The sequence below is a fragment of the Syntrophales bacterium genome (genome assembly GCA_026417625.1).
In the GTDB taxonomy this organism is placed as follows: Bacteria; Desulfobacterota; Syntrophia; order Syntrophales; family UBA8958; genus JAOACW01.
On record JAOACW010000016.1, the window covers coordinates 1 to 20757 of the forward strand.

At 43.6% G+C, this 20757-nt stretch carries 18 protein-coding genes; 11 read left to right on the forward strand and 7 right to left on the reverse strand.

Going from position 1 to position 20757, the window contains the following annotated elements:
- From N2317_08405 to N2317_08415, 3 genes are all read right to left on the reverse strand, one after another.
- Positions 1 to 258, reverse strand: a 258-nt coding sequence (locus tag N2317_08405; GenBank protein ID MCX7817508.1) for a phage virion morphogenesis protein, incomplete at its 3' end; no start/stop codon positions are given.
- Positions 242 to 409 (reverse strand): hypothetical protein, encoded by a 168-nt coding sequence (locus N2317_08410; protein MCX7817509.1) that lies wholly within the window; start codon positions 407 to 409, stop codon positions 242 to 244. The genes N2317_08410 and N2317_08405, both read right to left, overlap by 17 nt.
- Positions 410 to 830: 421 nt before the next feature.
- A complete protein-coding gene (locus tag N2317_08415) occupies positions 831 to 1340 on the reverse strand; it encodes a nitroreductase family protein (protein ID MCX7817510.1) in 510 nt (169 codons plus the stop codon).
- Positions 1341 to 1640: 300 nt separating this feature from the next.
- On the opposite strand from N2317_08415, the gene N2317_08420 reads away from it, so the two are divergent.
- From N2317_08420 to N2317_08430, 3 genes are read left to right on the forward strand one after another with little or no spacing between them, the layout of a single operon-like run.
- Entirely contained in the window at positions 1641 to 2174 is a 534-nt protein-coding gene (locus N2317_08420; GenBank protein ID MCX7817511.1) for a PadR family transcriptional regulator, read from the forward strand.
- Between the two features lie 14 nt (positions 2175 to 2188).
- Positions 2189 to 3622 (forward strand): hypothetical protein, encoded by a 1434-nt coding sequence (locus N2317_08425; GenBank protein ID MCX7817512.1) that lies wholly within the window; start codon positions 2189 to 2191, stop codon positions 3620 to 3622.
- Between the two features lie 20 nt (positions 3623 to 3642).
- Entirely contained in the window at positions 3643 to 5259 is a 1617-nt protein-coding gene (locus N2317_08430) for an acyl--CoA ligase (GenBank protein MCX7817513.1), read from the forward strand.
- Positions 5260 to 5530: 271 nt separating this feature from the next.
- Here N2317_08430 and N2317_08435 read toward each other — a convergent pair whose 3' ends face one another.
- Positions 5531 to 6133, reverse strand: coding sequence for a DUF488 domain-containing protein (locus N2317_08435; GenBank protein ID MCX7817514.1), 603 nt, complete (start codon positions 6131 to 6133; stop codon positions 5531 to 5533).
- 251 nt (positions 6134 to 6384) lie between these two features.
- Between N2317_08435 and N2317_08440 the strand changes: the two genes are divergently transcribed.
- Positions 6385 to 8700 carry a YfhO family protein gene (locus N2317_08440; GenBank protein ID MCX7817515.1) on the forward strand — a complete coding sequence of 772 codons (2316 nt, stop codon included), beginning with the start codon at positions 6385 to 6387 and terminating at the stop codon, positions 8698 to 8700.
- A gap of 163 nt (positions 8701 to 8863) precedes the next feature.
- On the opposite strand, the gene N2317_08445 is transcribed toward N2317_08440, so the two are convergent.
- Complete coding sequence (locus N2317_08445) at positions 8864 to 10648, reverse strand: YgiQ family radical SAM protein (GenBank protein ID MCX7817516.1); 1785 nt, start codon at positions 10646 to 10648, stop codon at positions 8864 to 8866.
- 246 nt (positions 10649 to 10894) lie between these two features.
- Between N2317_08445 and N2317_08450 the strand changes: the two genes are divergently transcribed.
- On the forward strand, positions 10895 to 11770 hold the full coding sequence (locus N2317_08450) for a VIT1/CCC1 transporter family protein (GenBank protein MCX7817517.1): 876 nt from the start codon (positions 10895 to 10897) through the stop codon (positions 11768 to 11770).
- A gap of 288 nt (positions 11771 to 12058) precedes the next feature.
- Entirely contained in the window at positions 12059 to 12598 is a 540-nt protein-coding gene (locus tag N2317_08455; protein MCX7817518.1) for a DUF2284 domain-containing protein, read from the forward strand.
- Positions 12599 to 12644: 46 nt separating this feature from the next.
- Here N2317_08455 and N2317_08460 read toward each other — a convergent pair whose 3' ends face one another.
- Positions 12645 to 14162 carry a transglutaminase-like domain-containing protein gene (locus N2317_08460; protein ID MCX7817519.1) on the reverse strand — a complete coding sequence of 506 codons (1518 nt, stop codon included), beginning with the start codon at positions 14160 to 14162 and terminating at the stop codon, positions 12645 to 12647.
- A gap of 35 nt (positions 14163 to 14197) precedes the next feature.
- Positions 14198 to 14662, reverse strand: a complete 465-nt coding sequence (locus N2317_08465) for a Mut7-C RNAse domain-containing protein (protein ID MCX7817520.1) — start codon at positions 14660 to 14662, stop codon at positions 14198 to 14200.
- A gap of 197 nt (positions 14663 to 14859) precedes the next feature.
- On the opposite strand from N2317_08465, the gene cas6 reads away from it, so the two are divergent.
- From cas6 to csm3, 5 genes are all read left to right on the forward strand, one after another.
- A complete protein-coding gene (gene cas6, locus N2317_08470) occupies positions 14860 to 15783 on the forward strand; it encodes a CRISPR system precrRNA processing endoribonuclease RAMP protein Cas6 (GenBank protein ID MCX7817521.1) in 924 nt (307 codons plus the stop codon).
- 2 nt (positions 15784 to 15785) lie between these two features.
- Entirely contained in the window at positions 15786 to 16910 is a 1125-nt protein-coding gene (csm6, locus tag N2317_08475; GenBank protein ID MCX7817522.1) for a CRISPR-associated ring nuclease Csm6, read from the forward strand.
- 75 nt (positions 16911 to 16985) lie between these two features.
- Complete coding sequence (gene cas10, locus N2317_08480; protein MCX7817523.1) at positions 16986 to 19583, forward strand: type III-A CRISPR-associated protein Cas10/Csm1; 2598 nt, start codon at positions 16986 to 16988, stop codon at positions 19581 to 19583.
- Positions 19580 to 20041 (forward strand): type III-A CRISPR-associated protein Csm2, encoded by a 462-nt coding sequence (csm2, locus tag N2317_08485; GenBank protein ID MCX7817524.1) that lies wholly within the window; start codon positions 19580 to 19582, stop codon positions 20039 to 20041. Before cas10 ends, csm2 begins: the two co-directional genes overlap by 4 nt.
- Entirely contained in the window at positions 20025 to 20741 is a 717-nt protein-coding gene (gene csm3, locus N2317_08490) for a type III-A CRISPR-associated RAMP protein Csm3 (GenBank protein MCX7817525.1), read from the forward strand. The genes csm2 and csm3 overlap by 17 nt, the downstream gene beginning before the upstream one ends.
- Positions 20742 to 20757 lie beyond the last annotated feature (16 nt).

A 20757-nucleotide genomic window follows, 5' to 3' on the forward strand; every position in this document is an offset into this window, starting at 1 on the left:
TGCCCGATCTGCATAACCTCGCGCCGTGATGGAATTTCTGAGCCGCCCCGACTGCACCAACGTAAGCCCACTCTCTTTTTGGGCACGCTTCGAGGGTTTCCACTGTGGTCTTCCGCCTACTTCAAAATTGCGAATCACAGACGTTCTGACAATCTGGGCAATCTGCTTCATCACCGGTGATAGATCCCGCAGACGATATTGCAACTGCTCCAAACTCTTTCTTACTTCCTCATCTCTTGCCCTAATCGTAATTTGCACTTGACAACCTCAATAATTTTGATAGTATCCAAACAACCGGCATTACAGGGTCGAGAAGTCGGTAGTGTCCGGGCACGTAACCGATGGAAGGCGCCGATGGTCCCGGAGCCAGGAGTGCGAGACGCCCTGTAAAACCGGCTTTATTTTCCATAAAGCAGACTTCCCATTCTGTTATTGTTCATAGATTTGTCTTTCCCTTGCATGAAATTCCACACGACACTGCCATCACGCCGCAGCACCACCGATACCAACAAATCACGCTGCCCTGCGAAGAGACCGATGTATTGCTTCCGCAGACCATCATCTAAGTTGGTCATATCTCATGAAAAGATTATAATTTTGTTTATCATGATGATTTTTGCGAGCAGATGACAATTGATTGATTAGCTGCACAGGTTGCCTTCGATCTGTATCTAAGATTTAGCTTTTTTGCTGATTCTTTACAGTGATAAGTTATGATGAATGGATGTTTCTCTTTGGCTTTTTGGTTTTTTTTGCAATCTTAACACCGTAAATGGTAGGGGTTGATGAGGTTACTCGGTAGGGAATTGTTACTCGTTAAGCCTTTACACTCACCAAAGGTTGCGACGTATCCGATCCGGTCGGAAACGGTCGACCGGCTGAGGATGCTCTGCAGGATAGCCAATTACAACAAAGGCAAACGGTATAACGTGGGATGGTATTTTAAGTAGTTCACGGAAGCCGCGGACACGTTCATTACGGGGATATACTCCTGTCCACACTGCACCCAGTCCTAAAGCGTGTGCTGCGAGCAAGAGATTTTGCGTAGCCGCGGAGCAATCCTGCACCCAAAAACCCTGGTGTTTCTCCAAAGCAGTGTCTCCACACACAAGGATACCTAAAGGTGCTTCACGACACATCGCCGCATAGGGACAAAAAGTCGGAATTTGGTCCATTAAGGTGCGATCGTCTACGACGATAAAATGCCACGGTTGCTGATTGCCTGCGGATGGTGCGCTCATTGCTGCGCGGAGGATAGTTTCCACGAATGTTTCTGAAACAGGTTGCGATGTAAATTTGCGAATGCTGCGCCGAGTGAATATTGCTTCTAAAGCGTCCATTTTTTCTCCTTGCAGTTAGTTGTTTATTCTAATTTTAGCCTATTTGTCAATTATGTAGTTTAAAAGAAAAATTCCTCCTTTTTCATTACTGTAATGGATATCCTATTCTGTTTTTTATGACAGGATTCTCCCAGGTGTCCTGATGTCACACGATGGTTACCTAAAAATCCCTGACAAAAATGTCATTACCAGAGACAAAAAATTACTTGACTAAGTACAAAGTAATGTAATATTATTCGTTGCAGTATTATCAAACAAATTATTAAAATTATCACTAATAAGCACCGAGGTAATAGGAGAATGGATTTTGAATTGATCACGTTGGGCTATCTAATGTCGGGTCCTAAGACGGGTTACCGGATGCAGGAGATCGCGGGGAAGATGATGCTCAATTACAATCTCAGTTTTAATCAGGTCTATCCGACCCTGCGGAAACTGGAAGAGAAAGGTCTCGTTAAAAAGGAGGTGGTGATCCAGACGGGGCGACCGAACAAGAACGTCTACACCATCACCGAGGCCGGAAGGGATTATTTTTCCCAGCGTATCACGGCCCCTCCGGAGCCCTTTGATTACATCCTACCCTTTCTGGTGCGGGTCCTTTTCTTTCGCCACCTCAACAAAGAACAGGTAATCAAGGAATTTGAGAAAGAGATCTGTTCTCTCCAAGAGCAGATTGATGATCTGGAGGCCATGGAACCCCGAGTCGAGGAAAAAGCCGATCGGGACGGCAAGTTTGCCTACCGGACGGCCCTCCATCTTCTTATAACCCTGCGAGACTGGTATCGAGCGGAACTGGAAAAACGGAAAGAAGAATATCCCCAAAAAGGGGAATGAATAGGGAGAACAGCATGGGAATCAAGACAAAAGAAGCCTATTTCGACAGCCTCAAAGAGATGTCCCCGGAGGTCTACATCGGGGGTGAAAAGGTCACCAACGTAGTGGGTAATAGGTATTTCAAGATCTCCCTCGAGGAGATGGGCAAATTCTACGATTGGGCGAACGACCCGGAAAAGGAAAGAGATTTCGTTTTCTGGTCGCCCCTGATCGAGGAGAAGGTCAGCTTTTGGACCCACCTCCGTCGGACCCCGGAAGAGGTAAAGAAATTGATCGAAACGTTGAAAAAAAACAATGCCCGCCATTTCTGCTCCATGTGCATGATCACGGGCCTCAACGTCCTTTGGGCTGTTACCTACGATATCGATCAGGCCCGGGGGACGAATTATCACGAGCGTCTCAAAGAATTTTTCCGTCACTTGCAGAAAAACGATCTGCGCTACTGCATGGGGGTCATGGATCCCAAGGGGGACAGGTCCCTGCCGCCGAGCCGTCAGGAGGACCCGGACCTGTACCTTAGGGTAGTGGACCAAGACAAAAACGGCATCGTTGTCCGAGGGGCCAAGATGCACACCTCCAATGCCCCCCTTACCCACTTCATCTTTACCTCCCCCTCGGGGGTACTTCGGGAGGCCGATAGGGATTACGCCCTCTCCTTCGCCGTCCCCGTCGACACGAAGGGGTTGAGGTTCATCACCCGCCCCGCCCCCGGCCCCTTGGAAGCCAAGGAGATGGAGAGCCCCGTCAGTTCCCGGATCGGCTTTGTGGAGTGTCTCTCCGTTTTCGACGATGTCTTCGTCCCCTGGGAGAGGGTCTTCATGTGTGGAGAATGGGAATTTACGAGAAATCTGATCAGTTACTTCTCCCCCTACGTGCGCATATGTAAAGCTGCATGTATCTCTGCCCGGACCGACATACTCGTCGGCGCGGCGGCCCTGATCGCCGACTACAACGGGGTTGGCCGGGCCGGTCACATCCGGGAGAAGATCACCGACATGATGATAGCCTCGGAAATCGGCTGGGGCTGCGCCCTCGGGGCGGTGGCGAATTCCACCCCCCATCCCAGCGGGATCCCCATCCCCGACGTGTCGGTCGCCAACGCCGGCCTCTACCACAACCGCCTTCGTTTTATCGAATTCCTGGGCACCCTCCAGGAGATCGCCGGGGGGATCGTCACTACCATGCCCGGCGAGAGGGAATATCTGAACGAGGAGACGAGAAAGGACCTGGAAAAATTCCTCCGGGGCCGGAAAGGCGTCCCCACGGAGGACCGCCTCCGCCTCCTTTACTTCATCCAGGACCTGACGGCCTCCCGGTTCGGGGGCTACCTCATCGGGAGCGCCATCTGCGCCGGCGGGACCCCAGAGACAAACCGGGTCGAGGTTTTCCGCAGTTACAAACTCCAGGAAAAGATCGAAAATGTGAAGGCCCTCTGTCGGATCACCTAAGAAAAAAGGAGGTAAAGAAGATGTTTCAAAAAAACGAATTGATCGATTTACTGCAAAAGGATAATACTTTAGGAGAGAGTATCTCCAACCGGGCCCATCTTATTCCGGATCATCCGGCAATTATTTATCAGAACAGGGATATCAGTTATCGACAACTAAACGAAAAGATCGATGCCCTGGCCACGGCCTTCTTGAAGATGGGTATCTGTCCGGGGGACCGCATCGCCGTAATCCTCCCAACTAGACCGGAGTTCCTCTATGTCTGGTATGCCGCTTCGAAGATAGGAGCTGCCGTTGTTGGACTCAACGTTCGTTATCGCCAGGAGGAAATTACCTACATGATCAATAATGTCAAACCTTCCGTTTTGGTCTGTATTAACAAATTCGGCGGCACGGATTACGGTGATTTCCTCAAGTCCCTGCTCTCGAATCCATCTCTCAAAAAATTCATCTTCCTCGGCCAAACGAGCTTCCCGGATGCCCTGGATCTTGAAGAACTCTTGAAGGAAAATATAGACACGAAAGCGCTTCGCGAACGCGCTGCCCAGATCAAACCCGAGGATGACAATTTTATCATTTATACCTCTGGTACCACGGGACGCCCCAAAGGTGCGGTTTTAACCCAGAAAAGCATCTTAGCCATGATGCGACCCTGGGCAAAGAACATGGGTTTAAACGAAAAAGACCGGATGTTTTGTGTCCTTCCCCTCAACCACGTAGGCGGGGGAACGATCTTGGCCCTTTCCACTTTGGCCAGCGGAGCGACCCTAGTGATGATGGACACGTTCGTCCCCGATAAAGCCTTGGCGCTCATCAAGGATCTCCGTTGCCAAGCCTTCGGGGCCGTGCCGACCATTTATGCCATCTTCTTTTCCCTCCCCATTTTCCAAAAAGAGATGCTCTCCTCCCTCCGGTTGGCCATCTACGGCGGTGCCGCCGCCTCACCTGACCTGTTGAGACAAATGAAGGAAAACATCCCTAACGCCGTTATTATGGCATGTTACGGCGCCACCGAAGTTAGCGGTTTTTGCACCTATACCACCCCTGATGACCCCGAAGAGAAGATCATGAACACTGTGGGCCGCGCCCCTAAGGGCATTGATTTGAAGATCGTCGATCCCGTGACCAGAAAAGAACTATCTGTTAGAGAGGTGGGTGAGGTGGCCGTTAAAGGTGACTTGGTGTTCGATCGTTATCTCGACATGGAAGAAGAAACGGATAAAGCAAAAGATAAAGAGGGGTGGTACTATACGGGTGACATGGGATACTTAGACGAAGAAGGTTATCTTACCCTCGTGGGACGTTATAAAGAAATGTACATAAGCGGTGGCTATAACGTCTATCCTAAAGAAATTGAGGATATCTTGATGCAACACCCCGCCGTGGCTATGGTGGCTGTCATTGGCATCCCCGATAAGATCAAAGGCGAGACGGGATGGGCTTTCGTCATGAAAAAGCCGGACCAGGAAACGAACGAAGAGGATTTGAAAGCATACTGTCAGGCGAAAATGGCCGACTACAAGGTACCTTCCCGTATCTTTATCGAAAAGGAGCTTCCCATGACCGCTCTGGGTAAAATCGACAAGATGCGCTTAAAAGAATCGATCCTGAATAAGATAGAGACAACCGCTCGGTAAACCAACGGCGGCCTTACCCCCGGAGTCACCCCGGGGGTTATTTTTTTTGTTGATGATAATGGATCGTCCCTGAAATATTCTGATAATCAGGACACCCTTAAAATTCCCTGTCACCACGAGGCTCAGCGGCCCGTCCATCATTTGGCGCGGGTTTGGAGATCATGTGACACGCAATTTTTTGGCGAAAGACCCATCTCAAAGTCGTTATTTCCTCCCTCCGTAACCCTTTTCGAGTAGCAAAAGAGAATAATACGGGTAACGGGTTTCTGATTTATTTAGAACTTTTCCGAATCATTTCGGCCCACCTTCTATCATATGCTTGTTCTATAATTTCTAGCTCATCATCGGGAGAGAAAAAATTGGGTAAGGGATGTGTAATTTTGAGCAGACGTAGTTCTGTTTGTCTGTGGTCTTCGGTTGATCCATCGGCAAGGATGTGCAGTATATTAATACCGCATGTTCGCAGGTAGCGGCATATTACAATTGTACGATGGCAATCCAAAGGTTCCTTTTCAGCACACATTAGGACTAACCGCTGCATTTCAGCTATATTTAAAACTCTCTCTATACCTGATTGGAACTCTTTCCGGCTTACCAGACTTTTGAAATCTAGTTGAATGGCGTCGCTGGAGGCTTGTTTTTTAGGTTTTCCTCCCAACTCATTACCCATGAAGATGTAGTCTATATTTTCTTTTTTTAGTGTTTCGTCCAGGGCTTTCATATTGAACTGTGGGTTGAATCGGCTGTACGGCGAAGATCTTACGTCCGCTAAAGCTTTTATGCCATGTATCTTAAGTAGGGTTATGAACCAGTCAATTGGATGGTTCGAGTGCCCTATTGTGAAGATGACAGTGCTATTGTGATGCCGTGTCAAAATATATGAAAACTCCTTATTTTTCATCGTTCGACTGTATTAACAGAATGTTAGTTTTTCAAGTGAAAAATTACATCGATGGTTAATCGGGGTGATTTGTGTCATATATGAGAATCTGAGATCGTTTTACCAAAGGGTAGATTTTTGAAGAACTTTGATTTTTCCTCTCGGATAATTTTTATGGCGGTTTAATTGCTTGGCGCTTACAAACTGTGGTACAGGAACCAAAATTTTAGGCGGGTTTTGAACCTATGAAAATTTTTGAAAAATATGCCGGAAAATATGGGGTAGCAATAACGACGATCGTTATTACTGTTTTAATTATGTTTTTTGAATTTTTTTGGAAGGGCACAACCTGCGTTGTTTCTTCTCCTCACACGGATATAGCGAAGCAGTTTATTTTTTTCCGGGAATTCGGTTTCGGTGAACTAAAAGGGGGAAATTTGGTTCTTTGGAATCCTTTCCTATTTTCAGGATCGCCTTTCATGGGAAACTTTCAATCTGCTCTTTTGTATCCTCTTAATTTCGTTTTTCTCATTCTTCCTATTGAGTGGTCCATAAATGTGAGTGTCTTTATCCATGTAGTGTTACTTGGTGTTTTCATGTGCCTGTGGGTTCGAGAAAATGGATGTGGTTATCTACCTGCATTTCTCTCTGGTGTTTTGCTTATGTTTTCGGGAGCCCATTTCCCTCACATATATGCGGGACACTTGACCAATCTCTGTACAATGGCTTGGATCCCGCTTATTTTTCTATGTTTGGATAAGATTCTGGAACGTCAACTGTGGAAATGGGTACTTGCCGGGATGGCTGCTATTGCCATGCAGGTTCTCGCAGGTCATCCGCAGTACGTTTATTACACTGCAATTGTTTCCGCACTTTATGTGATTTTGAGGCTTATTTTCACACCTGAACTAAAAAAAACTTTAAGTCCTTTGGCTGGAATATTTCTTATGTTTTTTGGTGGAACTCTCCTCAGTGCAATACAAGTTATGACGGGAATGGAAGCTTCTGGGGAAAGTGTTCGCGCTGGTGGGGTCGCTTATGATTTCGCAGCTATGTTTTCCTTGCCGCCTGAAAATCTTTTAACCCTAATAGCTCCAAATATGTTCGGGGATCTTCAATTTAATCAGTACTGGGGTCGGACGTACTACTGGGAAACCAATATGTACGTAGGAATCGGTGGACTTACACTTGCCGTGTATGCCCTCGCGAATGGAAGCAAGAGGGAACATATCATCGGTATTTTAATTTTAATTTCCACAGTTCTTGCCCTAGGGGCAAGGACCCCTCTTTTTGATTTTCTGTATCATTATTTTCCCGGATTCAACCAGTTCAGGGGGACGGCGAAATTTATTTTCTTTGTTGATATGTTTCTCTCCTATCTTGCCGGTTGTGGGCTCAACGTTCTTATTGAGAAACAGGGGGCTGAAACTGACAGAAGAGTAGTGTTCCTTCTTATTTGCTGTTCTTTACTTGCTGCTTTTATAGCAGGAGTTCTGTATCTTACGGCAAATCACGTTTTACCTGTTGGATTGTGGGAAAGTTTTCTCCGTTTCATTGCTAAAAGTAAAGAAGCCTATATTCCACAAGAACTTTATTTTCAAAATTGGTTCTTCTCACTGACTTCGTCTTTTGCTGCTCTTCAATTCGTTTTGGCTGCAATAATATTCCTATTTAATGCAGTTGTCTGGAATATCTATTCCCGGAGAAAAGGGATGTCTGTTTTTCTGATTCTTCTCCTGGCAGTGCTGGATGTTTCAATTGTGGCGGGTATGACGAAGGCTTCCTTCGGTATAAGGGAAATTTTGCCTGGCGGTTTGGTGAAGTTTCTTTCTCAGGTTGATAAAGAAAAGCGGGTGCTCAACTTATGGCGGCCAAATTTGGCGCTGACTACTAGGGTGGGTGATATCTGGGGTTACGACCCAGGTGTGCCAAAAAGATACGCCGAGTTTATTGCCTTCACTCAAGGGGAGAATCCCAATAATGCATCACAGTATGTGAATTTTAACCGCTATCACCCACTGCTTAAGTTGACCAGACTGGGTTATATTTTGGTACCTACAGAAAAAGGTTTTAAAGTTCACGAAATAAAAGATGTCATGCCTCGTGCAGTGCTCGTCTACGACTGGCTGCGCTTGGATGAAAAGGAGCAAATTCTGAGGGAGATGTCGAAGGAAGACTTTGATATTTCGCGAACAGTCATTTTGGAGAGGGAACCAAACATCGAGCGGCAAGTTTGTAAGTCACCGGGGAAGGTAAGAACAGAGATCTTGGATACTGACACAATGGTTGTGGAGGTTGAAACCGTATGTCCTGGTATTGTTTTAATTACAGACAATTATTCTAAAGGTTGGAAGGCACGATCACTACTTTTCCATGGGGACCGTTACGAGGTTCTCCGTGCAGATTACACTTTTATGGCCATTCCTGTGGGATCTGGAAACCACAGGATACGCCTAGAGTATGTACCTACGGGATATATAGTGGGTAAGTGGATTTCCTTTGGGGCTCTTGTGCTTTATATCTTGCTTTGGGGATGGTATTTTTCGATTCGAAAAATGTGAAGTGAATGCGTTTGACGTTAAAAAGATTAGAATTGAAGTTAAGAATTCACAATTATCTTTGAAGGTGAATCTACTTTAGGACAAATAAGTTTTGAAACTTCTATATGAGGGTGTTTTCCCGCAGTACAACAAGATGGAGACGTGAATAATTCCTGATTAAACTTCATGTTTGGTCACGTTTATAATTAGGCAGAATTCTCACTTTTAGAATTCTCTCTGCCTCCTCAATTAGAGGTTTGTTTCTGGGATTTCTGTACTGAATGATGGCGCGACGCATTTTTCGTTCTTTGAAAGTTTTTGCTACGTAGAGTTTTTCTTCAGAGAAGGGGTCCATTTCTGTGTAGTACATGCATGCGGAAGCTGTCATGGGGAGCGGTATAAAATCTTGGATCTGCTCGGGGTAGATGTGATTCTTTTTTAGATAACAGAACATTTTGTATTCATCCTCAAGAGTAGAGCCGGGGTGACTCACTATAAAATAGTGTACGAGAAACTGGTCTTTTTTGAGTCTTCTGTTTATCTCATAAAATTTTGTAGCGAACTCTTCGTAGCGTTCTATAGGTGGTTTATTCATAAGTTTTAGGACACGATTGATGCAGTGTTCTGGTGCAACTTTCAGCTGACCACTTATGTGATATTTGCATAACATGGTTAGATATTCTTCTGAATTTTTGCCCGATATCAAATCGTGACGGAAGCCGCTCTCTATGAATACGTGTTTTACTTTCGGCAAGTTGAGGATTTCTTGGTACAAATCTATGCTTGCTGTCAAACTGAGTCTTAGATTTTTGCATTTTTCTGGTATCAAACATTTTCTGTTTGCGCATGTACCTTTATTAACCCATTGAAGGCACTTTGCACCGTAAAGATTTGCTGTGGGACCTCCAACATCGGTAATGGTTCCCCTGAAATCCATCCCCTCTGATATGATTTTCGCTTCTCTTATAATGGACTCTCTACTCCTTGATTGAATTATCCTCCCCTGATGCATGTATAGTCCACAAAAACTGCATTCGCCACAACAACCTCTGTGTGAGATAATGGAGAATTTAACAGTTTCAAATCCGGGAATGCCACCAAATGTTGTGTATGATGGATGGGGATGTCTGACATATGGAAGTTCATAGATTGCATCCATTTCCTGTTCACTTAAAGGATAGGCGGGAGGATACTGTACAAGATATCTGTTTCCATGTTTTTGGATGAGAATTTTTCCCCTAAACGGGTCCTGGTTCTTGTAGATTATTCTGAATGCCTCATTGAATTTTTCTCTGTTAGTTTTAACCTCCTCATAGGAAGGTAATTCCTCAAATTCAGCGGAATTTCCAATAATTTCTTCAATGTTTTTGGCAATAATCGCTGTTCCCCTTATGTTTTTCAAGTTTCTAGCATTTTTAATTCTCTCCGCAATTTCAACTACCTGTCTTTCTCCCATCCCGTAAACGAGGATATCCGCCCGTGAGTCGAATAAAATGGATCTTCTTACATCATTATCCCACCAATCGTAGTGGGCAAATCGGCGGAGACTCGCCTCTATGCCACCAATGACTATTACTGTATCACGAAATGCCTCTCTGACTTTATTTGCATATACTATAACAGCCCTGTCTGGACGTAAACCTGTCTTCCCTCCCGGGGAATATTCATCTTTTTTTCTCGGTTTTTTATTTGCTGTATAGTTTGCCACTAGAGAGTCCATATTTCCGGCAGTGATACCAAAGAAAAGATTGGGTTTTCCCAATTTTTTGAAATCTTTGGTGTCTTTCCAGTCAGGCTGGGCTATTATACCTACTCTGTAACCTCTGTTTTCCAGTACTCTTCCAATTACTGCTGCTCCGTAAGAAGGGTGATCTACGTAAGCGTCACCCGTAATAAGTATCACATCAAGGGAATCCCATCCTCTTTGTTTCACCTCTTTTAGCGATACGGGAAGAAATTTCCTGTCCATTCCTTCTGGGTTTTTGGTGCACTTGTGTGGAAATTAATTTACATTCTATGATCCATATCGCAGGAAATCAATGGAATAGTTTTAAAACCAGCAAGTAGAGAACTCAATGGTCCACAATTTATGTTAGGAACCTGTGGACATGATTCAAATTTACGAGATTGGAGATTTGTAAATGAGAGTATTGAGTTGATTTAATGGGGCTCATGTATTAGAAGCGATGAAGAAACAGTTTAAGGGATGACCAGTATGGTGGATATCACACGTGAGCTACTTAGGAAATTGTTATATTTTCAAAAAAGTGAGATCACAGAACACCGCATTTATGAGAAACTGGCCGAAGTAATCAAACATCCTGAGAATAGTCTTATCCTGGCGAAAATTGCACAGGATGAGTTGAAACACTACCAAATATGGAAGAAATACACTGGGCAAGAAGTAGCACCATCGAGCTGGAAGGTCTTTATTTATTACTGGATCAGCAGGATCTTCGGCATAACATTTGGCATTAAGCTTATGGAGCGCGGAGAGAAGCAAGCCGAGATAAATTATGGGAAACTGGGAGGGTTGATCCCTGAGATTGAATCTATAATCCACGAGGAGAGTCTGCATGAGATGGCTCTGATCCAGATGCTAGATGAGGAAAGACTCCGCTATACAGGTTCGATAGTATTGGGTTTAAACGATGCTCTTGTTGAATTACTAGGAGCACTCGCAGGTCTCACTCTAGCCTTGAAAGATACTAGATTGATTGCACTAACAGGTTCAATTACTGGTATTGCTGCTGCTTTGTCAATGAGTGTTTCAGAGTACCTTTCGACAAAAGCAGAAAAAGCTTTGAGGAGTCCTTTGAAGGCTTCGATTTACACTGGTATCACATATACAATAACAGTTATATTGCTTATCACGCCGTATCTGATCGTGGAAAATTATTTTTTATGTTTGGTTTTAACGATCATTGAGTCTTTATTGATCATTGCGTTGTTTAACTACTACATTTCGGTTGTCAGAGAGGAATCTTTCATACGGCGATTTTTTGAAATGGCAGGATTGAGTCTTGGTGTTGCGCTGGTAAGTTTTTTCATAGGTTTTTTTGTGCGCACTTTTTTGGGAATTGAAGTCTGAGTAGTCATGTTGGGTTGGAAAGCGAGAATTGAAGAATAAGTCGCTAAGTAAGAGACAAACTTACATATTGCTTTTAGAAGAGCGCCGATGTAATGAGATCAGAGCAGAGAAATTAAAGGACAAATATATTCGCCGTGTCAGTCTTCTCTATTTGAGGTTTTCCGGTAAAGAGGGAGGAACATAAAGCAAGCCAAACGAGACTTTTTACAATTTACATAAGGCAGGGCGTACTGAAAAGCTGAAATTCACTTTTGAAAGTTGGGAAAAATTCTTTCTTGGAGGTTGGGTATGGAAGACAATGATCTTCGAAAGTACTGTGATGCGGCAAGAGGTTTTGGAGCAAAAGATGCAAAGGTCATTGACCCTGCTTCGGTAGTGACTGCCCCGTGGGTTAGATTCAAGTGTCTGTTTGGTTGTCCTTACAGGCATCGTTACAGCTGTCCACCACACACACCCACGCCGGAACAGACGAGAAAGATGCTGGATTCTTACAGGCGAGCCATTCTTTTTCACGTTGAGGCTCCTTACTCAAAAGAGAGAGCCAAAAACATGGTCGCATACCTTGAAAATCTCGCGAAACTCGAGGGTGAGATGTTCAAAGATGGTTACTACAAGGCTTTTGTGATGCTTGCGGGTCCCTGTGTTTTGTGTAAGGAATGTGGCCTCATAGAGGGTGTTCCCTGCCGTTTTCCTGCAAGAACGAGGCCTTCAATGGAAGCATGTGGTATAGATGTCTTTCAAACGGCAAGAAACAATGGATTTTTTATCAAAACGTTGAGAGAAAAAACAGAGACTCAAAATCTGTTCTGTTTGATGTTGGTTGACTGAAATACGTTTACAGGAGGTGTGTTGAGGGATTTTTTTGTACGAACTATCATCGGTCAAGGTTGTCTTCGTCACAGGTATAATCTATAACTTTTATTGAAATGCGTCCTACAACCTTGCTTAGCGAAAGAAAGGATGACCAATCAGGTCCATCTACAATTTTTATGTGTGTGGCGTCAACTGGCACCTGGCCGAAGGTGGGATCGACTGGGATCCATCGATTGACGAAACTTTCCGCCCAGCTATGGTAAAGAAAACCATGTTCCTCTAGGTAAACGAGACCCCCCACGAGACGTGTAGGGATTTTCGCAGCGCGCGCAAGGGCGGTGTAAAGCATGGTGTGAGCTTGGCATTCACCTTTTTTTGTGTTTAATACTTCAAGTGCAGAGAAGCTATCTGCGAGTTCCTTAGAAATTTCCCGGGCTACCCACTGCGTTAGGATCTTTACTTTATCCATTTCGTCACGGGTGTCTTTCACTATTTCCTGAGAAATTTTTATAACGGTTGGGTGATGACTTTCAATCTGGGGAGAGGGAGATAGGTACAACTGATGCATGTGTTCCGTGATACTTTCCTCATAATGGATGGCTTTGGTATCAACTCTGATAATGTGAACAGTTTTTCCGTTTTCCGTGTCTGCTTTTACTTTTTGTATCCCCCCTGAGGGAAGTTTAATTTCTGCTGGTAATCCTATAACCATTACCGTTATAGATTTAGCGTTTCGGGGACACTTGATAGGTCGGTTTGTTTTTACGAGACTGAAGTCGTAAGCGAGGTCTTTTTTTGCAAGGCTTGATTCCACGAGGTATCTTTTCGCTTCTTCCTCATTTTCACGGTAACTGATCAGAATTCCTGAGAAACCCATTTCCATCTCTGTCTCACCGGATGCATTTATCCATGTCTTTACAGAAAAACCTTCCATCTCTGTCTCCACTCTGAATGCGGGAGGGACACCCAGGCGAGGAGACTTTTCGTAACTCACCACTTTTTGTTTCACTTTGTAGATATGAGCAGTCATTGGTTCAAAAACTAAAAATTCGTGATGCATACCTACATTTAATCCATAGATGACGGGGTAAAGGTTGATTGCACTCGCGGGGAATATTTTTTCCCTAATAGGTATTTTCGACTCACTCATAGTCTCTTGGCTTTTTACCGATAGTGTGAGATTATTGTTTTCTACTCTTCCTTTTGCTTCGAGATATCTGTTGTTTACTTTTTGGGAATATTGAAATGACTTGAGGGTAAGGTCATTTTTCACCACGTCTTCTGATTTCATATGGACCTGCCAGTTTAATCCGAGAAAACGTATGGATATGTGCGACTCTGATGTTATAGTGAATTCCTCGCTTCCAGGTATTGGAGTGATGGAAATGCGGGAAAACCCTACTTTTTCTCCGTTGAATACGATACCGAACCACGCTTCGTGGTAGGGAATCTGGGAGAGGGAACTTATTGTGGTTCGTTGTGAGGGCGGGGGTAATGTTTCAAAATATAGCGTTGAACAAGAAATGAGCAAAACTGTTACAAGTAACAAGGGAAATGTGAGGAACAATTTTTCTTTCATACGTAAAAGAACCGGAGAGAAATTATTCCTAAGGATCATTCCGTCAAGAATTTTAGTTTTTTTTGCATGTTCGTGAAATGGGTACCTTTCCAAAAAACACGTCCGCAGTTTTTGCAGAATAGAAAATGCTCGTTATGTTCAAAAACAAAGGGAGGAACAAGGTGCCTGATTTCGTCTTTTGGTATACTGTTTAGCGGTGTATTACATTCCAAACATCGTGTAAAGGGTTTGATGAATTTTTGAAGCTCAAAATTGCATAGAATCTGTTTAATCTGTTCCTCCCATGTTTCGCTTTTAATGAGTATAATTTCTGGTTTTTCTTCGTTCTTTTTTGCCTTTTCAAACAAGTTTTGGTCCCGCGTTAGGATCACGCGATTTTCCTGTATTGCGAGATCTATTAGATCATCATCTGATATGTTCGCGTGATATGCTGCGTCGAATCCCAACACCCTAAGCCATCGTGAAAGTTTTCCCAGCATGCAATCGACGATGAATCTCATAAATTGTATTTTACCAGAAAAAAAGTGATTGGCATATGATCCAAATTCGGAGGTAGAAAAAGGTGATTAAGCAAAAAAATTTTGACATGCAACCTTCATAATGTTATGGATTCGGTAACGTTGCTGAGCTTGATGTAGGCGCCCTTCTAAGCTAAAGTGCTCTCACAGGTGATTTAAATGCCTTAGTGAGGAGAGCCTTGCGCATCGGAAAATACACATTTAGCTGGGTTTTTCTTGAGGAGGCCATTCTTCCCAAATACAAGGGTTCTACTTTCCGGGGTGTTCTTGGGCGAGCTTTAAAGGCTGTTGTTTGTGCGTTAAGGAAAGAAAGTTGTATTGATTGCATCCTGAGACGCTCCTGTATTTACGTAAATCTTTTTGATCCTTCTTTTTGCACAAAAGGTGTGCCCCCACCGCCTCCCTATGTGATTGAGGCTGAGGATTGTGGAGACACATGTTTCAAAGAAGGTGATAAGTTTTCATTTAATTTGCTTCTCTTTGGAAAGGCCAATGATTACCTGCCATATTTTGTCTATGCTTTTAATGAAATTGGTCAACAGGGGATTGGAAGAAGGACTAATGATACCAGAGGACGTTTTTCACTCTCCACGGTAGAGAGTGGAAATGTAAAGATTTACGATAGCAATTGTGGGAAGATAGACGATTGGCCTGAGGCAGAAGATTACCTTCCCGTTTTCAGCAAACAGGAATCAGGTGTTCGGCGTATTTCGATAAGTCTTCTGACGCCGTTACGCGTTAAGTACGCCAATCATCTTGCAGTTGATTTGCCTTTTCACCTTTTAATTAGAACCGTTTTACGGCGAATATCTACCCTTTACAAGACTTACGGAGAAGGGGAACCGTCGCTCGATTACAGGGGTATAATCGATCGCTCCAAAGACGTAAGGATTGTCCAGAAAAACTTGAGTTGGTTTGATTGGTCTCGTTATTCACGGAGACAGGACCAGCGTATGTTCATGGGTGGACTTGTGGGGAGTGTTTTATACGAGGGTGATTTGGATGAATTTTTACCCTATCTTCGCTTCTGTGAGTTGGTTCATTTAGGTAAGCAGACTACCTTTGGCTTGGGAAAGATTAAACTAGAAATCATCGGAGTTTAGAAATGAGAAATATTTTACTTGCTGTTTTAGGTTTAACACCACAGGTGATTACGGAAACACTTTATGCCCTTTATCAGGAGGGTCGGCACGTAGATTCCATACACGTCATAACAACAAGGAAGGGAAAAGAAAAAATAAACGCTCATCTTCTCGCGCCAGGTGATGGGTGGTTCTACCGCTTTCTTAGGGAGTACGAAGTGGGAGGTATCGAGTTTTCCCATGACAATATTCACACGGTAAAGGACGAGTACGGTAACGAGTACGAGGACATAGAGGATGCCGAAGCAAATGAAGCGTTGCTTAAGCTTTGTCTCGAAATTACATTTCATTTAACAAGAGACCCCGACACCGCCGTTTTCTTTTCCATTGCTGGTGGCAGAAAAACGATGAGTGCCTGTCTTATGGTGGCAGCGCAGTGTTATGGGCGACCACAGGATAGAATTTATCATGTTCTTGTTTCATCGGAGTATGAGAGCAATCCCGATTTTTTCTATCCTCCTCGCAAAAGCATCCCTGTGAGATTGATCGATAGCAAAGGGCATGAGTACGCAAAGGAAACGAAATACGCAGAGATAAAAATGGTCTCAATACCGTTCTTTTCTTTTCGTCATCTTTTATCAGGTGAAATGCTCAAGGTTCCCCGAACGCCCGCAGAACTTATGTTATCTGTGGTTAGAGATAATAAACCTGATCTTATTATAGATCTGTCACAGTCGAAGGTTATCTATAAAGGTCGTGAGTGCGATCTCATGCCTGCCCGTATGGTTTTTTATGCCTTCTTTGCTTTGAGAAAGAAAAATTGCCCAAAAGGCAATGAAAGACCATGCAAAGGTTGTAACGATTGTTATGTTGAATGGTCAGCACTGTCGTCGAGTTTTAAAGATGAAATTGTTCGGTTGTACAGGAGGTGTAATCCAAAACGGGCGGTAGAAGAGATGAAAAAAGGGGGTATTCTCGATCTGGATATGGGCAATTTCAATGCGTACAAAGGGAAAATACGTCGGGATTTGGAGGCTGCTTTTGGTGCTCACAATGCGAAGAGTCTTATCATAACTGGAGTTGGTAAGAAACCGGATACACGGTATGGCATACCAATAGACCGTAACAGGATAAAGATAATTTATTAACGATGGCAACGTTGCTGTTTTTGAAAAAGAAGATCTTAAATCGTAAAGTTGGTTCACTAAGGGGAGGGATGAGCAATGAGGGAAACAGTTCTTAAGGTTGCGTTGGCCGGTCTTTTACACGATATTGGGAAAATAGCTGAATACGCGATGGAGACGGAAGTTGATCAGGATTACCTGGATAGAAATGCTATCCTATTTCAGCCGGTTTTTAGAGGTCGTTACACCCACCGGCATGCTACATACACTTCCGCATTCATTGAGTGGCTGGAGAAGAGTTTGCCGGAAGAGTTGAATCGAGCTCAATGGGGACTCGAAGATACTTTTGTAAAATTAGCGGCAGGTCACCACAGACCAGAAACAGCTCTTCAGTGGATTATCGCGGAGGCGGATCGACTGAGTGCGGGATGGGACCGCCTGACTTTTGAAAAGGAGTACAACAGTGCCATTGACTGGAGAGATGCGCCGAAAACACGCTTACTTTCTCTGTTTGAGAGGCTTGGTTTCCATGAGAAAATGAACCGTGATGATTTCAAATACGTTTATCCTCTTAGAGAAATTTCGCCTGAAAACATTTTTCCCGTAGAGAAAGACGGAGCTTTACCGAAGACGGACGAAGAAGCCAAAAGTGATTACAAGAGGTTATTTAGGGAGTTTACATCTGCTATTGAGAAGTTGGCTCATAGAAAAGAAAATATATATTTGTGGTTTGATCATTTCGAGTCCCTATTGGGTATTTATTTAAGTTTTGTCCCTCAGGCGAGGGCGGGGATGACAATTCCTGATGTGTCATTGTACGATCATTCCCGTATGGTTGCCGCCATATCAAGTGCGCTCTTTCTTTATCACACAGAAACTGATTCTTATAACGTGGAGTCCATAAAGGATGAGAAACCAAAGAAATTTTTGTTTGTTGGTGGGGATTTCTATGGCATTCAGAATTTCATATTCAGCGAAGGTGAAGCGGCAAAATACAGAGCGAAGATGTTGCGTGGCCGTTCTTTCGCCATTTCACTTTACTGCGAACTTGCGGCTGATCTGATTCTTCGCAGAATAGGGTTGCCTTCCACTTCTATGTTAATTATGGCAGGGGGTAAATTTATTCTTCTTTTGCCAAACACTGAAAGTGTTAAAAATGAGCTCGCAAAAGCTGAAGAAAAAATCAATAGGTGGCTTCTCAGAATTTCACTCGGTGAGAGTTGTCTAGGCATTTCTCATCTTGAATCGGCACCCGAAGAACTTACGAGGGTAAGATTCTCAGATTTATGGGAGGAACTAAAAGATAGAATATGGCTAAAAAAATTCTCCCGTTTTTCGTTGTTTGAACATGGTGGAGCGGTTAAGGGTTATTTAGAGAGGTTCCGGCCTTTAAACCCGCCATTGTGTCCCTATTGTGGAAAAAGGCCTTCATCAGAGAGGGCTGAAAAATATAGGGAAAAAGATGATCGTTCTATGTGTGATATTTGTCGGGATCACATTTACTTGGGAAGCGGTATTACACGGAGTGATTTGAGAGTAGCCATTACGAGTAAAAACGCTGATATCCGAGAAGTTAAGCTTCTGGATCCTATTTTTGATGAATACCAGGTGACATTTACTAAAGGGTCTTTGAATGATCTGGCAAGGGATGGTTCGCTTTATAAGTACTGGGATGTGAATGTTGATCCAACGCAACCGATTAGTAAAACCGTAACAGTTCGTTTTATAGCCGGTTATGTGCCCACGTATCGTGAAGAGGATATGCACGATAAACGTATTCTTTCAAGAATAAAATCTGGGGAGAAAGAGGATGAAGGTATTGAGGTGGGTAAAATCAAAACGTTTGAGCATATAGCAGCTAAGGCACTGGTTATTGATGAAAATGACAAGGAACAGGGTGTGGCGGCGCTTGGTGTACTTAAAGCTGATGTTGATCATCTGGGAAAGTTGATGTCTTGTGGCTTGAGTGAGGAGGAGATTTCCATCACGCGCATGGCAGCTTTAAGCAGACAGTTTAATTTGTTTTTTACACTTTGTCTTCCCTATTTGCTAAAAAATGACCGTCGCTTTCATGATATATACACCGTTTTTGCAGGTGGTGATGATCTTTTCTTCGTGGGCCCCTGGAACAGGATAATTGATTTTGCGTCTCTTCTTAACGAGAGGTTTATCAGTTATGTTTGCCACAATCCAGAAATACATTTGTCAGCTGGCATTTCCTTACAAAAACCAAACACGCCTATTCAGAGAGTTGTTGATGATGTTGAAGATGCCCTTTCTAAATCGAAGGATAATGGAAGGAATTCAATTACAGTTTTTGGCAGCACGGCTAAATGGCATGAATTTTACGAACTTATGAAGATGAAAAGTACACTGTTTGACTGGTTTAATAGAAAGATAGTGAATAGCGCAATGCTTTTTCGTCTTAACCATTTCATAGGGATGGTGGAAAAGGAAAGGGTGGTTTGTAGTAAGGGGGGAGTGAGAATAGAGGACATGGAGTGCCTCAAGTGGCGAGCATTTTTCACCTATGTAACTGAGAGAAATGTAGGAAGTGTCATTAAGGACGAATCGGTTAGAAAAGAAGTGCGGAACGAGTTTTTAAAAGTGGCTGAGTGGTTAGAAAAATATCGTGAAAAGTTAAGAATACCCCTGTGGGGTTTAATTTACGATGTTCGTAGAGGAGGGAGATTATGAGTGAGTATCCTAATTTTTATGAGAATAGAGAGAAGAAAATAGTGAGTGTGAAACTATTTTCTGAGGAGGCAGAAAAGTGGGCGGAGAAAATCTGGACTTCTCGGAGGGGTAGTAATTCGAATAGGCGGGCTCAGATAAGGAAATTCTACGATGAGGTTATGAGATACAATGAAATAGTAAAGAAAAATCCTAGTGAATGGCAGGTTATCCATCCTTTTGTAAACATGATTATTGCGAAGGTTGTTTATGCGAAAGGGAGAGATAATCTCGTTACGGAAGAGTTTGTTAAGTTGATCAAAGGCTGCATAGAACAGGTGAAGGATCCAGAAGACCTCGATGTCTTTGCCAATTTCTTTGAGGCATTTATGGGATTTTACCGCCAGTATGAAGTTAAGAAAAAAGATGATGAGATGAAAGCGGATAAGAAAGGAGGGGCGAAAAATGGATATAAAACTTAAGGAGATTAAGGAGATTAAGGGCAAGATAATTCTGAAGACAGGTCTTCACATTGGTACGGGTAACACCGAAATGCGCATTGGTGGGACGGATGATCCTGTAATAAAACACCCCTATACGAATGAGCCTTATATCCCTGGGTCTTCGTTGAAGGGAAAAGTGCGGTCCCTTCTGGAACTGGAGAGTGGTTTGATGGGTGAGACAGGCGGTAGGCCCCTTCAGGCCAGCGATCTCCAGACAATAAAAGATGAAGAACAGAAGGAGATATGCAGAAAAATTCTTAAGGTTTTCGGTTCCGGTGGTGCTGACGCAGAAGATATCAAGAAGGAAGAACTAGGACCCACCCGTGTTTCCTTTTCCGATTGTCCACTAAACGAAGAGTGGAAAAGAGATGTGGATAGTAAAAGGCTCCCTTATTTCGAAATAAAGTCGGAGAATGCTATCAATAGGATAACAGGTGTTGCGGAAATGCCTCGTTTGTTTGAAAGAGTTGTAGCAGGTGCTGTATTTGATTTTCACATAGCTCTAAAAATTCTTGGTGATAAGGAAGAGGAAGAACTTTTTCCCTTCTTGCTCCGTGGCTTGAAACTCCTTGCGCATGATGCTCTGGGAGGCAGTGGGAGCAGGGGATATGGAAGAATAGAATTTGAATTTGCAGATCCAAAGATAAAAGATATGTACGATAGTATTCAGCTCGCTTGAAAAAAAGGAGGTTTGC

What these genes read in the sequence shown, in the direction of transcription:
- N2317_08425 (MCX7817512.1), top strand. Translation starts at nt 2,189, where the DNA reads ATGGGAATCAAGACAAAAGAAGCCTATTTCGACAGCCTCAAAGAGATG.
- N2317_08440 (MCX7817515.1), top strand. Translation starts at nt 6,385, where the DNA reads ATGAAAATTTTTGAAAAATATGCCGGAAAATATGGGGTAGCAATAACG.
- csm3 (MCX7817525.1), top strand. Translation starts at nt 20,025, where the DNA reads ATGGATATAAAACTTAAGGAGATTAAGGAGATTAAGGGCAAGATAATT.
- csm2 (MCX7817524.1), top strand. Translation starts at nt 19,580, where the DNA reads ATGAGTGAGTATCCTAATTTTTATGAGAATAGAGAGAAGAAAATAGTG.
- N2317_08460 (MCX7817519.1), bottom strand. Translation starts at nt 14,162, where the DNA reads ATGAAAGAAAAATTGTTCCTCACATTTCCCTTGTTACTTGTAACAGTT.
- N2317_08465 (MCX7817520.1), bottom strand. Translation starts at nt 14,662, where the DNA reads ATGAGATTCATCGTCGATTGCATGCTGGGAAAACTTTCACGATGGCTT.
- csm6 (MCX7817522.1), top strand. Translation starts at nt 15,786, where the DNA reads ATGAGAAATATTTTACTTGCTGTTTTAGGTTTAACACCACAGGTGATT.
- N2317_08455 (MCX7817518.1), top strand. Translation starts at nt 12,059, where the DNA reads ATGGAAGACAATGATCTTCGAAAGTACTGTGATGCGGCAAGAGGTTTT.
- N2317_08410 (MCX7817509.1), bottom strand. Translation starts at nt 409, where the DNA reads ATGGAAAATAAAGCCGGTTTTACAGGGCGTCTCGCACTCCTGGCTCCG.
- N2317_08450 (MCX7817517.1), top strand. Translation starts at nt 10,895, where the DNA reads ATGGTGGATATCACACGTGAGCTACTTAGGAAATTGTTATATTTTCAA.
- cas10 (MCX7817523.1), top strand. Translation starts at nt 16,986, where the DNA reads ATGAGGGAAACAGTTCTTAAGGTTGCGTTGGCCGGTCTTTTACACGAT.
- N2317_08420 (MCX7817511.1), top strand. Translation starts at nt 1,641, where the DNA reads ATGGATTTTGAATTGATCACGTTGGGCTATCTAATGTCGGGTCCTAAG.
- N2317_08430 (MCX7817513.1), top strand. Translation starts at nt 3,643, where the DNA reads ATGTTTCAAAAAAACGAATTGATCGATTTACTGCAAAAGGATAATACT.
- N2317_08415 (MCX7817510.1), bottom strand. Translation starts at nt 1,340, where the DNA reads ATGGACGCTTTAGAAGCAATATTCACTCGGCGCAGCATTCGCAAATTT.
- N2317_08445 (MCX7817516.1), bottom strand. Translation starts at nt 10,648, where the DNA reads ATGGACAGGAAATTTCTTCCCGTATCGCTAAAAGAGGTGAAACAAAGA.